The following is a 12517-nucleotide window of genomic DNA, read 5'->3' on the forward strand; positions in this document are numbered from 1 at the left end:
GGGAGGGGCTGACATGCCTGAACAACTCGTATTTGCGATGGAGGTCATCCTCAACGGTCTGATGGCCGGGGTGCTTTATGCACTGGTCGCGCTGGGCTTTGTGCTGATCTACAAGGCGTCCGGGATTTTCAATTACGCGCAAGGGGTTATGGCCCTGTTTGCGGCGATGACACTGGTCGGGATCATGAACGGTCAGGTGCCCTTTGCGCATCTGATCAACGCGATCTTCGGCACCCATGTCCACTATTTCGGCTGGAACGTGCCCGCGTTGCTGGCGATCATTCTGACAATGGCGGTGATGGTCTTGCTGGCCTGGGCGGTGCAGCGGTTCGTCATGCGCCATCTGGTCGGGCAGGAGCCAATCATTCTGTTCATGGCGACCATCGGTCTGGCCTATTTCCTTGAAGGCGTGGCCGACCTGATGTGGGGATCCGAGATCAAGACGCTGGATGTTGGCCTGCCGCAGGGTATCAACCTGTGGATTGACGAGACGACGTTCAACATCTTTGATTACGGCTTCTTCATCGACAATCTGGATATCGTGGCGACGGTCATTGCGGCGCTGCTGGTGGCGGCGCTGGTGACCTTCAGCCAGTACACCAAACAGGGCCGGGCGATGCGCGCCGTGGCGGATGATCACCAGGCCGCGCTGTCGGTCGGCATTTCGCTGAACTTCATCTGGGTCATGGTCTGGTCGGTGGCCGGATTCGTGGCACTGGTCGCAGGGATCATGTGGGGCACCAAGTCCGGCGTGCAGTTCTCATTGTCGCTGATCGCGCTCAAGGCGCTGCCGGTGTTGATGCTGGGCGGGTTCACCTCGATCCCCGGCGCGATCGTGGGCGGGCTGATCATCGGTGTGGGAGAGAAGCTGTTCGAATTCGCGATCGGCCCGATGGTGGGCGGCGCGACCGAGAACTGGTTCGCCTATGTTCTGGCGCTGATCTTCCTCGTGTTCCGGCCTCAGGGTCTGTTCGGTGAGAAGATCATCGAAAGGGTTTAGGTCGTGCAGAAGCTGATCGCCATCATTAACGTCATCGCCTGGGCCGGGTTCTGGGCCTTCGGCTACATCGCGATCACAGCCGAGGGGCTGACGGACGGCCAGTTGATGATCGCCGCGATCCTGGCGTTTGCCGGTTTGGTGACGGGCGTGCTGGCCTATATGAAACTGGTGCGCAACACCGAGCAGAGCGGTTACGCCAAGTCTTCAAAACAATTGGACGCTGCGACCCGGAACCGGGCGCAGGAAGAATGGGGAAAGTAAGACATGTTCTATCGTGAAGCCGGGGACTTCAAAGTCTCGTACGTGGATGACAGCCAGACTTTCCCGATCAAGTTTGATCGGTACCGCTACTACGTGGTGCTGGCGGTGGCGTTCGGGATCATTCCGTTCATCATCAACGATTATTGGGCCAACGCGCTGCTGTTGCCGTTCCTGATCTACGCAATCGCGGCCATCGGGCTGAACATTCTGGTGGGCTATTGCGGGCAGGTATCGCTGGGGACCGGCGGGTTCATGGCTGTGGGCGCATATGCCTGTTACAAGCTGATGACGGCCTTTCCCGATGTCAGCCTGTTCATCCATGTCCTGCTTGCCGGAGGCATTACGGCCATCGTGGGTGTGCTGTTCGGTCTGCCTTCGCTGCGGATCAAAGGGTTCTATCTGGCGGTGGCCACGCTGGCGGCGCAGTTCTTTCTGGTCTGGCTGTTCAACCGGGTGCCGTGGTTCTACAACTATTCCGCTTCGGGTCAGATCAATGCGCCCGAACGTGATGTGTTCGGCATCATCATCACGGGGCCGAATGCTCCGGCCTGGGCGACCTATCTGTTCTGCCTGATCTTCCTGACGGTCAGCGCGCTGATTGCCCGCAACCTGACGCGCGGCACCACCGGGCGCACATGGATGGCGATCCGTGACATGGACATCGCAGCCGAAATCATCGGGGTGAACCCGCTGAAGGCCAAGATCAGCGCCTTCGCCGTCAGTTCGTTCTTTGTCGGCATAGCTGGTGCGCTGTTCTTTGCGGTCTATCTGGGCGCGGTCGAAGTGGGCGAGGTGTTCGGCATCCAGAAGTCGTTCCTGGTGCTGTTCATGGTGATTATCGGCGGATTAGGCTCTATTTTCGGATCCTTTGCCGGGGCTGCGTTTCTTGTGCTGTTGCCGGTGGTTCTGAAGGTCGTCGGGGTCGACGTTCTGGGCTGGCCCACCGATATCGTGGCGCATCTTCAGCTTGTGATCGTCGGTGCGCTGATCATCATGTTCCTGATCCTGGAACCACACGGGCTGGCGCAGCTGTGGCGCGTGGCCAAGGAAAAACTCAGACTCTGGCCGTTCCCGCACTAAACGGAACCGGCCCAATCATAAGACGGGTGCAAAGCCCGAAACCGCATCGGAATAACCAAGGGAGGAAACACCCGATGAACAAGAAACTGGCAACTATGGCGCTGGGCGCTCTGATGGCCGCAGGGCCCGCTTTGGCGGATCTTGTGATCCCGGACCTCAGCTATCGCACAGGGCCTTATGCTGCGGGCGGTATTCCGTTCTCGGACGGCTACAACGACTATTTCACTCTGTTGAATGAGAGGGATGGCGGTATCGGCGGTGTTCCCGTTCGTGTTGTCGAATGCGAGACCGGCTACAACACCGAAAAGGGTGTGGAATGCTATGAATCGACCAAGGGCGAGGGCGCGCTGATCTATCAACCGCTGTCGACCGGCATCACCTATCAGCTCATCCCGAAAGTGACGGCCGATGACATCCCGCTTCACACCATGGGATATGGCCGGACTTCGGCCCGCAACGGCAAGGTGTTCAGCCATGTCTTCAACTATCCCGCCAATTACTGGGACGGCGCCTCGGGCGCGGTGAACTATCTGCTGGAAGAAAATGGCGGTGATCTGAACGGCAAGAAAATCGCGCTGGTCTATCACAACTCGGCCTACGGCAAAGAGCCGATCCGCACGCTGGAAGAGCTGTCCAAGAAGCACGGTTTTGAACTGTCCACGCTGCCGGTAGATCACCCCGGTCAGGAGCAAAAGTCGCAATGGCTGCAAATCCGCCGCGAAAAGCCGGACTACGTTCTGATGTGGGGTTGGGGCGTGATGAACCAGGTCGCAATCCAGGAAGCCGCGAACATCCGTTTCCCGATGGAAAATTTCATCGGCGTCTGGTGGTCGGGTGCGCAGCATGACGTGCTGCCCGCAGGCGACAAGGCGAACGGGTACAAGGCCGTCACCTTCCACGCGGTCGGTAATGACTTCCCTGTATTCGATGACATCAAAACGCATGTTGTCGATGCCGGTAAGGCCGCAGGCGCAGGCGATCAGGTCGGTACCGTTCTGTACAACCGCGGTCTCTATTCCGCGATGCTGGCCGCCGAAGCGATCAAGGACGCGCAAGAGGCCAACGGAACTGGCGATGTTACACCGGGCATGGTGCGCGACGCGATGGAGAACCTCAACATCACCGAAGAGCGTATGGCCGCACTGGGCATGCCGAACTTTGGCCCAACCTTCCAGGTGTCGTGTGACAACCATGGTGGCCCCGGCCTGATCGGTGTGTCCCAATGGGATGCCGGCACCAAGACCTGGAGCCTGATTTCCGACTTCAAGCCAACCGATGGCGAAGTGATCGGCGCGCTGGTTGCGGAAGATTCTAACGCGTACGCGGCTGAAAACAACGTCGCACCCCGCTGCGAATAAGAGAAGACTCCGCGTCCCGGAGCGATCCGGGGTCGCCAAACAATCGGAGCGGCGGCGTGCCTGCCGCTCCTGATGAACCGCCCCGGATGGGGCAGGCATGAGGAAACACGCTGATGCTGGATGCGGCACAAACCACTGACGTGCAGGCGGAAACCCTGCTTGAAGTCAACAATATCGAGGTGATCTACAACCATGTGATCCTCGTGCTGAAAGGCGTCAGCCTGACTGTGCCCAAGGGCGGTATCACGGCCCTGCTGGGTGGCAATGGTGCAGGCAAGACGACGACGCTCAAGGCGGTGTCAAACCTGCTGCATTCCGAACGGGGCGAGGTGACCAAAGGTTCCATCAAATATCGCGGAACCAGTGTTCACGAAAGCGATCCGGCTGATCTGGTGCAGAAAGGCGTGATCCAGGTGATGGAGGGCCGCCATTGCTTTGAACACCTGACGGTCGAGGAAAACCTGCTGACCGGTGCCTATACCCGCAAGGATGGCAAGGCCGCGATTCAGCAGGACCTTGAGCTGGTCTACACATATTTCCCCCGCCTCAAGGAACGCCGCCGAAGCCAGGCCGGTTATACCTCGGGTGGCGAGCAGCAGATGGTTGCGATGGGACGGGCGCTGATGTCCCGGCCCGAGACAATCCTGCTGGACGAACCGTCGATGGGATTGGCGCCGCAGCTGGTCGAAGAGATTTTCGGCATTGTGAAGGATCTGAACGAGAAAGAAGGCGTGTCCTTCCTGCTGGCCGAACAGAACACCAATGTCGCGCTTAGGTTTGCGCATTATGGATACATTCTGGAATCGGGTCGCGTCGTGATGGACGGCCCCGCCGCAGAATTGCGCGAAAACCCGGATGTAAAGGAATTCTATCTCGGCATGTCGGACGAAGGCCGCAAGAGCTTTCGGGATGTGCGCTCTTATCGCCGCCGCAAGCGGTGGCTGTGAGCGGATGGAGGATTTGGCGATGACTTACTTCGATGCACTCGAAACCCGCTCGGCCGATCAACGTTTGTCTGATCAGACCCAGGCATTGCGCGCGCAATTGCAGCGGGCGAAATCGGCACCGGGATTTGCGGCTCATTTTGCGGATGCGGATGTCGACGCGGTTGCCACGATCGAGGATCTGGCGAAGCTGCCGGTTTTGCGGAAGTCCGACCTGACACAGGGGCAGGCCGCACGTGCGCCATTTGGTGGGTTCACGGTAAAACCGGCGCGTCATTTCCACCATGTGTTTCAATCACCGGGTCCGATATACGAACCGGGCAGCACGGATCACGACTGGTGGCGCATGGGCCGGTTTCTGCACGCCGCCGGAGTCGGACCCGGAGACATCGTGCAGAACTGTTTTGGGTATCATCTGACACCGGCCGGAATGATCTTTGAGAACGGCGCGCGGGCCGTCGGCGCTGCCGTGTTGCCAGCGGGCACCGGCCAGACCGAGCTTCAGGTCACTGCTGCCCGTGATATCGGATGCACCGCATATGCGGGAACGCCCGATTACCTGAAAGTGATCCTGGATAAGGCTGACGAGATGGGCGTTTCGCTGAATTTCTCGAAGGCGGTTGTGGGCGGGGGTGCGCTGTTTCCCTCATTGCGGCAGGACTATGCCGACCGGGGTATTTCCTGCCTGCAATGCTATGCCACGGCGGATTTGGGCAACATCGCCTATGAAAGTGCCGCGATGGAAGGGATGATCATCGACGAACATGTCATCGTCGAGATCGTCACCCCCGGCACCGGAATTCCGGTTGCACCCGGCGAGGTTGGCGAGGTTGTGGTCACGACCTTCAACCCGGATTACCCGCTGATCCGCTTTGCCACCGGTGACTTGTCGGCCATCATGCCGGGCCAGTCCCCTTGCGGGCGGACAAATACCCGCATCAAGGGCTGGATGGGCCGCGCCGATCAGACCACCAAGATCAAGGGCATGTTCGTGCGTCCGGAACAGGTTGCGGCGCTGGTGGACAAGCACGAGGAAATCGTCAAAGCGCGCGTGATTGCAGCCCGCCAGGGCGAGATGGACATGATGACGGTTCAGATCGAAAGCCCCTGCGAAAACGACGCGGCCTATGCCAAATCGGTCGTCGAGGTCCTGAAGCTGAAGGGCGCGGTCGAGGTGGTTGCACCCGGCTCGCTTCCCAAGGATGGGCTGGTTATCGAGGATCAGCGCGTCTACGAATGACGCATCGGAACAGTCTGCGGCAGTAAGTGCCGCAGAATTGTTGCCCCGCCTACTGGCTTTTCGGAGCGTTTTGGTCAATGAAAGACCAAACCTGCGCATTTGCCACTCGTTAGCCGGGACAATGGCCGAAATAGAGTATTCAGAACACGGATCCCGCAACCGCGGCGTATTGGGCACCAGGATTGTCGGCGGGGTCGCTCTTTTTGTGGCTGCGGCCTGTCTGCTGCCGATGGTGGCGGTTGTTCTGGCGGCCGCAACCGGTGGTACGGCCACGATCTCGCATCTGATGTCCACGGTTCTGCCCGGATACGCGCTGACCACGGCGGTTCTGGTGGTCCTGGTTTCGGCGGGGACCTTTTCGATCGGTGTCGGTGCCGCGTGGCTTGTGACCATGACACGCTTTCCCGGTGTGCGACTTCTCGAGATCGCTCTGGTTCTGCCCCTGGCCTTTCCGGCCTATGTTCTGGCTTATGCTTACACCTTTATTCTGGATCACCCCGGCATTGTTCAAACCAACCTGCGGCAAATAACGGGTTGGGGGCCACGCGACTACTGGTTCCCCGAAATCCGCTCGACCGAAGGCGCGGCGGTCATGCTGATCCTGGTACTGTATCCCTATGTCTATCTGCTGGCGCGCGCGGCGTTCATACAGCAAAGCGGCTCGGCCTTTCTGGCGGCCCGGGCGTTGGGCAACAGCCCGTGGATGGCATTCTGGCGCGTGTCCCTGCCGATGGCGCGCCCGGCAATTGCTGGCGGTGTTCTGCTGGCAGTGATGGAGACCATCGCCGATTTTGGAACAGTCGCCTATTTCGGCGTTCAGACTTTTGCCACCGGGATCTATACAAGCTGGTTTTCCATAGGCGACCGCGCTGCAGCCGCTCAACTGGCCCTGTGCCTGCTAGGGTTCGCGCTGCTGATGGCCGTAGCCGAACGGACCCAGCGCGGCAAAGCCAAATACTATCAGGCCGGTAAAAGCCACGCCGCGCTGCCAACAGCACATTTGAAAGGCTGGCAGTCGGTCGGGGCATTTGTCCTGTGCATCATTCCGGTCGTCCTGGGTTTTCTTCTGCCGGTGATCATACTGGTGCAGATGGGGATGACCTCAGAACAGAACCTTTTGTCGCGGCGCTATATCGGGTTCATCCAGAACTCACTAACTTTGGCCGGTATAGCCGCTGTGGTGACCGTGTTCGCCGCCATTTGCGTGGGCTTTTATCAGCGCCTGAGACCGGGGCGCGTCTCGTCAGCGGCGGCTTATCTGGCGCGGCTGGGATACGCGGTTCCGGGCGGTGTCATTGCGGTCGGTCTGATCGTGCCTTTTGCCGGGTTCGACAACGCGCTGGACGCGTGGATGCGCAAGACCTTCGATATTTCGACCGGGTTGCTGATCACCGGTTCGATCTGGTTGCTGGTCGCGGCGTATATGGTGCGGTTTCTGGCCGCCGCGCTCAGCGCCTATGAAGGCGGACAAAGCACGGTTCACGCAAATATGGATGCCGCGTCGCGGTCTTTGGGCCAGACGCCGCTGGCGACGCTGCGGCGGGTGCACCTGCCGATTCTGACGCCATCGCTGCTGACCGCGCTGCTGATCGTGTTTGTCGATGTCATGAAGGAACTGCCCGCGACGCTGATCATGCGGCCCTTCAACTTCGACACGCTGGCAGTGCAGGCTTACAGATTGGCGTCTGATGAGCGGCTGGAAGGGGCTGCCGTACCCTCGCTTGTGATACTGGCTGTTGGATTGTTGCCCGTGATCCTGATCTGCCGGCAGGTTGGCCGCAGGTAACAGGTTCAAGGCAAAATGAACCAGCGTGTCTGCCTCGGGGTTGATTAAAACAGAATTTCCGGCAAGGCTGAGAGTATGAACATGCAGCCACCCAGCGGGTTTTCTGCCAGCCCGGCTCAGATGCCAGTCGCTTTTGACCGGCGCGAGATGACCCAGATCCTGTCTGTTTATGGCCGAATGGTCGCCGCCGGAGAATGGCGCGACTATGGCATTTCAAACCTACGGGATACGGCAGTTTTTTCGATCTTCCGACGCACGGCCGAGCATCCGATTTATCGGGTGGAAAAACACCCCCGCCTTCGTCAGCGGCAAGGAATGTACTCGGTCATTGGCATGGACGGTCGCATTCTGAAACGCGGCCATGACCTGCGCACCGTGTTGCGCGTGCTTGAGCGGAAGCTGATCCGGGCGGTTGACCTGGATTAGAGCCTTTTATGTGACGTAACCGGCCCGTCGCCTTGTTCCCGGATACGGGCAATGGCCCGATCCATCGGTTCATATACGACCGCCATATCGTGGGCGTTGGCGTGCAGCAGCATGTTGTTGCCGCTGACCCAGGCCACATGTCCTTTCCAGAATAACAGATCGCCCCGTTTTGCGGGTGCATCCTGCGGCACCAGGTGTCCCAACGCCCTTTCCTGATCGCCACTGTCACCGGGGCAGGCAATGCCACAGGCCAGCAACCCGGCCTGAACAAGCCCCGAGCAATCCAGGCCGAACCGGCTGTTGCCACCCCAAAGATAGGGCGTGCCCAAAAACAGTTCGGCTACGGCAACCGGGTCATTCACTGTGTCGGAAATTGTGGTGGCGTGGGTGGACGGAATGAACCCCAGCTCGGTCTCAAGAAACCCGTTTTGCTTGGAAAGAGCTTGAACCTTGCTGCCAAAACTCAGCGATGCCCGATCCGCGCTTTTGATGTCCGCCCGCTCATAGGTATGAGTCGACGGGGCAATGATCCAGTGGGTCGGTGACGCCTCGGGCCCCAAACGGTCTGTCGCAACCCAGCCCTGATACCCGTCCTTGTCCGAAGTAATACGGCTCCACCCTTCCCGGTTTTCACGGACCTCAACCGTATCACCAAACAGCAATTGACGGTCGCGCGGTCCGTTGGGTTGGCGCAGAAGGTCGACAACCGGTTCGATGATGCGAAGACGGCTCATAGGTCCAACAACTCCGGCAACGCGGCCAGCAAGGCCCGAGGGCCTTGTCCAAGGCCACCTTTGCTGCGTCCCGGCTCCTTGGCGCGTTGCCATGAATAGATGTCAAAATGCATGTAGCGACTTTGGCCCGCAAAGCGTCGCAGAAACAAGGCCGCAGTGATCGAACCTGCGAACCCGCCCGATGGGGCATTGTCCAGATCTGCTATGCCGGGTTCGATCAAGGCTTCATAAGGTTCGTGGAACGGCATCCTCCAGACGGGATCCGCCGCTAACCGCGCCGCGCCGGTCAGAATTTCCGCCGCGCCATCGTCATCGGTATAGAATGGAGCCAGATCCGCTCCGACCGCAACGCGCGCCGCGCCGGTGAGCGTGGCCATCGAGATCAGCAGGTCCGGCTGCCCCTCATCTGCCAGTGTCAGGGCATCGGCCAGAACCAGCCGCCCCTCTGCATCGGTGTTGTTGATCTCGACGGTCAACCCCTTGCGTGAGGTCAGGATGTCGCCGGGACGGAATGCACTACCCGAAACCGCGTTTTCCACGGCAGGGATCAAGACCCGAAGCTGTAGCGGAAGGTTCAGGGACATGATCATGCGGGCCAGACCCAGCACATTGGCCGCCCCGCCCATATCCTTTTTCATCAGTCCCATCGCCGCCGCCGGTTTCAGATCCAGCCCACCGGTATCGAAACAGACACCTTTGCCCACCAGTGTCAGTTTGGGGCCGCTGGTGCCCCAGTTCACTTCGATCAGCCGAGGTTCCTGCGCGGCGGCACGACCGACAGCGTGGATCATTGGAAAGTTGTTTTCCAGCAGAGCGTTGCCTGCGATCACGTTGCAAGAGGCCCCAAAGTCCTGCGCGAGCGTTTCCGCGGCGGCCTGCAACTGATCCGGTCCCATGTCGGAAGCTGGCGTATTGACAAGATCTCGGATCAGCGCCTCGGCGGCGGCGATCGCTTCAATCCGCGCGCTGTCCAACCCGTCGGGTGCAACCAACCTGGCACCAACAGGAGACTGGCTGGCGTAGCGATCAAATGTGTATCCGGTCAAAAGCCAGCCAAGGCTTTCTGTGTCCAGCGCATCCTCGGGTACACCTGACGCTATGTGGTAATTGCTCTGCGGCAACGCTTCGGCCGCGGCCGCCAGAGGAAAACGTTTGCGCGCCCGCGTGGCGCCCGTTCCGTATCCCGCAACTGCGCAGCCCGGCACACCATCAGTGTCTGGTATCAACAGGGCCTGTCCCAAAGCACCGGTGAAACCGTTGACGGCAATCCATGATTGCACTTTCGCGCTCTGGTTTTTAAGCCAGTCCTCCAGCCGGGATTGTTCGATCACATGAAGCGGCAAGGACGGTTCAGAGGCAGGTGCAAAGGACAGGGTCATAGGGTTCTCGGCTGGCTCGGTTCGCGCCCAGACTAGCCACCGGACGCGCGCCTGCAACCCCCGTCAAACGGAAAGATCCTGCTGATCCCAAATTGCCGTCAGCGACCGCTCGCCCACACGGATCAGACGGCACAGCGTCGCCCCCGAGGCAACGGCGTCCCCGGCATCCACTGTCCGGGCCACATCATTTGCCACATGGGCCAGCGCCGTCATTCCGATCTGATCGGCAATCGCCACCAGTGATCTGGCGCATTTGCGCAGATCGGCCCAGTTGCGTTGCCGCCAGAAACGTTCGCATTTCGAAAGCCGCACGGCCAGTTCTTCAACGGTTCGGCACATGACATCCAGCGCGTTCTTGTCACCAAGTTGACGGCACAAGCCGCCAATGCGATCCGGATCCAGCCGCACGGATTCCGTGTGCTCCAGCGTGATTACATTATCCACCACGTTCACCCCTATGTTCATGCCCCCACGGCACAGGCAGAGAATGCGCCCCATAATCTTTGCAAAACCTTGCATTGGGTCGGGAAAGTTCTTCGAATTTATGTTGAATTCCGTTTGCGTGGCGCGGCAAAGTCAAGCTGGCGCGGCTCTGGTCCAATCTGGCGCCGCCGGTTTTTGAACATGAGATTATTCTGCTTGGAATCGGAGACAGCCATGCGATGGATAAAACGAATTCTTCTGATTTTACTTGTATTGATACTGGTTCTGGTGGGCGCGTCCTATCTGCTGCCCGGTAAGGCCGAAGTCTCGCGAAGCGTCACCATCAACGCGCCGGCTGCTGCCATCTTTCCTTTTGTGAACTCGATGCAGGCGACCGAGAAATGGTCGCCATGGCTGTCGCGCGATCCGGAAACCAAACTGGCCTACAGCGGCCCAGAAGCCGGCGTCGGGAATACCCTGAACTGGAGCTCTGAGCATCCTCAAGTCGGATCGGGATCACAAGAAATCATCGAAAGCGTTGAAAACCAGTTCGTCAGAACCGCGCTGGATTTCGGATCCATGGGGACGGCAAGTGCGTCGTTTACTTTGCAGCCCGAAGGCGATCAGACCGAGATTTCGTGGGGCTTTGAAAGTGATCTTGGTATGAACCCCATGTCGCGCTGGATGGGGCTCATGATGGATGAATGGGTCGGCGGGGATTACGAGCGCGGGCTTTCCAACCTCAAAGAACTGGTCGAATCCGGCCAGTAAGGCACAAACAGGCTCTAAAAAGCTGAAAAATGAGTTCTCAGGGCAGGCTGATGCGGGCCCTGATTCCCATATGGTCGGATCCCATGAACGGGCGCAGTTCCGCCGTGCCCGTCGTGCCATTGGGCACCAAAAGATTGTCGATCGGCATCGGCATCATCCAGTTGCCAAGAATGTGCGTGTTCATAACTGCGCCAAACACGTGATTGCCGGCAGCCATACCGATACGGCGCACGCTGCTGCCCCAATGGGCCATGTTGAAGTCCCCGGCGATCAGAACAGGGCCGTCCAGTTGTTCGATTTGGTGGGCGATCTTTTTGCTCTGTTCGAACTGGCCATAAGGGTAGGGCCAGTTGAGGTGAACGGAGACAACCCAAACCGGCTGACCACCCGGACCGATGACCTGAAGACCCACCAGTCCAAGCCCCTGTAGGCAAAGTTCTGAATCCTCAACAATGGCCAGTCTGGTCAGTATCGCAACGTTCTGCTCGGGCCTGAACTCACATATTGCCGATGTCGGGTAATTCCCGAACAGGTTTTCCATATATTGCCTGTTGTGGCTGGAAACTTCCTGAAGTGTCACGATGTCCGCGTCCGAAGAAAGGATGTCGTCGGCAAGGGAATACCGGGGCCATGCCACAGACATCAGGTTCTTTTGATACAGGGTCACACAAGGATCATCGCATTCGTCTGAAACAGGTACGAGCCCGGCGGCAACGGACCCCACCGCAATCACTGCGAAAGCAAGGGAGGCCAACGCGAAACCCCTGGCACGCACGGCCATGAGGATCGCGGCAAAGACGATCAGCAGCACGCCAATCTGGGGCCTCATCAGGGCGACCGAGTCACCGGGTGCAAAATACCGTCCGGTGAATCCAAAGATCACCAAACCCATGAGAAGCGTTGCACAACCCAGAATAGCGGATCGGGCAAACCTGTTGTTGTTCAGGAAACGCACGTTCTGCCTCAATCGAAATGCTCAGGGCAAACACTGTGCATTTTGTGGTGTATACGTCCAGTTGAAACTGGTGTGAGGGTCTCGAACGTCCGGCCTATCACCGGGCCGGGGCCGAGAAAAAAGGGCCACTTCATGTGAAGCGGCCCCTTCGTACATTCGG

The 12517-nt window shown here is 59.1% G+C and carries 13 protein-coding genes; 9 read left to right on the forward strand and 4 right to left on the reverse strand.

The window, feature by feature from the left end; genetic code table 11:
* Positions 1-13 precede the first annotated feature (13 nt).
* The 8 genes from ACR0J8_RS11425 to ACR0J8_RS11460 all read left to right on the forward strand — a co-directional run bounded on the left by ACR0J8_RS11425 (position 14) and on the right by ACR0J8_RS11460 (position 8095).
* Positions 14-1000, forward strand: coding sequence for a branched-chain amino acid ABC transporter permease (locus ACR0J8_RS11425; protein ID WP_480523119.1), 987 nt, complete (start codon positions 14-16; stop codon positions 998-1000).
* Between the two features lie 3 nt (positions 1001-1003).
* Positions 1004-1261, forward strand: coding sequence for a hypothetical protein (locus ACR0J8_RS11430; protein WP_170612645.1), 258 nt, complete (start codon positions 1004-1006; stop codon positions 1259-1261).
* Positions 1262-1264: 3 nt separating this feature from the next.
* Positions 1265-2341 carry a branched-chain amino acid ABC transporter permease gene (locus tag ACR0J8_RS11435; protein ID WP_480890234.1) on the forward strand — a complete coding sequence of 359 codons (1077 nt, stop codon included), beginning with the start codon at positions 1265-1267 and terminating at the stop codon, positions 2339-2341.
* 74 nt (positions 2342-2415) lie between these two features.
* On the forward strand, positions 2416-3699 hold the full coding sequence (locus ACR0J8_RS11440) for an ABC transporter substrate-binding protein (protein WP_170612641.1): 1284 nt from the start codon (positions 2416-2418) through the stop codon (positions 3697-3699).
* A 113-nt stretch (positions 3700-3812) separates the two neighbouring features.
* Positions 3813-4646, forward strand: a complete 834-nt coding sequence (locus ACR0J8_RS11445; RefSeq protein WP_170612639.1) for an ABC transporter ATP-binding protein — start codon at positions 3813-3815, stop codon at positions 4644-4646.
* A gap of 19 nt (positions 4647-4665) precedes the next feature.
* Complete coding sequence (locus tag ACR0J8_RS11450; RefSeq protein WP_480523176.1) at positions 4666-5883, forward strand: phenylacetate--CoA ligase family protein; 1218 nt, start codon at positions 4666-4668, stop codon at positions 5881-5883.
* A gap of 121 nt (positions 5884-6004) precedes the next feature.
* A complete protein-coding gene (locus ACR0J8_RS11455) occupies positions 6005-7669 on the forward strand; it encodes an ABC transporter permease (RefSeq protein WP_480523121.1) in 1665 nt (554 codons plus the stop codon).
* A 75-nt stretch (positions 7670-7744) separates the two neighbouring features.
* Complete coding sequence (locus ACR0J8_RS11460; protein WP_170824992.1) at positions 7745-8095, forward strand: DUF2794 domain-containing protein; 351 nt, start codon at positions 7745-7747, stop codon at positions 8093-8095.
* Here ACR0J8_RS11460 and ACR0J8_RS11465 read toward each other — a convergent pair.
* The 3 genes from ACR0J8_RS11465 to ACR0J8_RS11475 form a co-directional block, all read right to left on the reverse strand.
* On the reverse strand, positions 8092-8829 hold the full coding sequence (locus ACR0J8_RS11465; RefSeq protein ID WP_480523123.1) for a C40 family peptidase: 738 nt from the start codon (positions 8827-8829) through the stop codon (positions 8092-8094). The genes ACR0J8_RS11460 and ACR0J8_RS11465 overlap by 4 nt on opposite strands.
* Positions 8826-10208 (reverse strand): leucyl aminopeptidase family protein, encoded by a 1383-nt coding sequence (locus tag ACR0J8_RS11470; protein ID WP_480523125.1) that lies wholly within the window; start codon positions 10206-10208, stop codon positions 8826-8828. Before ACR0J8_RS11470 ends, ACR0J8_RS11465 begins: the two co-directional genes overlap by 4 nt.
* 63 nt (positions 10209-10271) lie before the next feature.
* Positions 10272-10661 carry a hypothetical protein gene (locus tag ACR0J8_RS11475; RefSeq protein WP_480890372.1) on the reverse strand — a complete coding sequence of 130 codons (390 nt, stop codon included), beginning with the start codon at positions 10659-10661 and terminating at the stop codon, positions 10272-10274.
* A gap of 204 nt (positions 10662-10865) precedes the next feature.
* Between ACR0J8_RS11475 and ACR0J8_RS11480 the strand changes: the two genes are divergently transcribed.
* Positions 10866-11402, forward strand: a complete 537-nt coding sequence (locus ACR0J8_RS11480; RefSeq protein ID WP_480523127.1) for an SRPBCC family protein — start codon at positions 10866-10868, stop codon at positions 11400-11402.
* 37 nt (positions 11403-11439) lie between these two features.
* Here the strand turns inward: ACR0J8_RS11480 and ACR0J8_RS11485 are convergent, their stop codons facing one another.
* Positions 11440-12357, reverse strand: coding sequence for an endonuclease/exonuclease/phosphatase family protein (locus ACR0J8_RS11485; protein WP_480523129.1), 918 nt, complete (start codon positions 12355-12357; stop codon positions 11440-11442).
* Positions 12358-12517 lie beyond the last annotated feature (160 nt).

The organism is Ruegeria sp. N11, from assembly GCF_056531525.1.

What these genes read in the sequence shown, in the direction of transcription:
- ACR0J8_RS11460 (WP_170824992.1), top strand. Translation starts at nt 7,745, where the DNA reads ATGAACATGCAGCCACCCAGCGGGTTTTCTGCCAGCCCGGCTCAGATG.
- ACR0J8_RS11425 (WP_480523119.1), top strand. Translation starts at nt 14, where the DNA reads ATGCCTGAACAACTCGTATTTGCGATGGAGGTCATCCTCAACGGTCTG.
- ACR0J8_RS11465 (WP_480523123.1), bottom strand. Translation starts at nt 8,829, where the DNA reads ATGAGCCGTCTTCGCATCATCGAACCGGTTGTCGACCTTCTGCGCCAA.
- ACR0J8_RS11480 (WP_480523127.1), top strand. Translation starts at nt 10,866, where the DNA reads ATGCGATGGATAAAACGAATTCTTCTGATTTTACTTGTATTGATACTG.
- ACR0J8_RS11470 (WP_480523125.1), bottom strand. Translation starts at nt 10,208, where the DNA reads ATGACCCTGTCCTTTGCACCTGCCTCTGAACCGTCCTTGCCGCTTCAT.
- ACR0J8_RS11445 (WP_170612639.1), top strand. Translation starts at nt 3,813, where the DNA reads ATGCTGGATGCGGCACAAACCACTGACGTGCAGGCGGAAACCCTGCTT.
- ACR0J8_RS11435 (WP_480890234.1), top strand. Translation starts at nt 1,265, where the DNA reads ATGTTCTATCGTGAAGCCGGGGACTTCAAAGTCTCGTACGTGGATGAC.
- ACR0J8_RS11455 (WP_480523121.1), top strand. Translation starts at nt 6,005, where the DNA reads ATGGCCGAAATAGAGTATTCAGAACACGGATCCCGCAACCGCGGCGTA.
- ACR0J8_RS11450 (WP_480523176.1), top strand. Translation starts at nt 4,666, where the DNA reads ATGACTTACTTCGATGCACTCGAAACCCGCTCGGCCGATCAACGTTTG.
- ACR0J8_RS11440 (WP_170612641.1), top strand. Translation starts at nt 2,416, where the DNA reads ATGAACAAGAAACTGGCAACTATGGCGCTGGGCGCTCTGATGGCCGCA.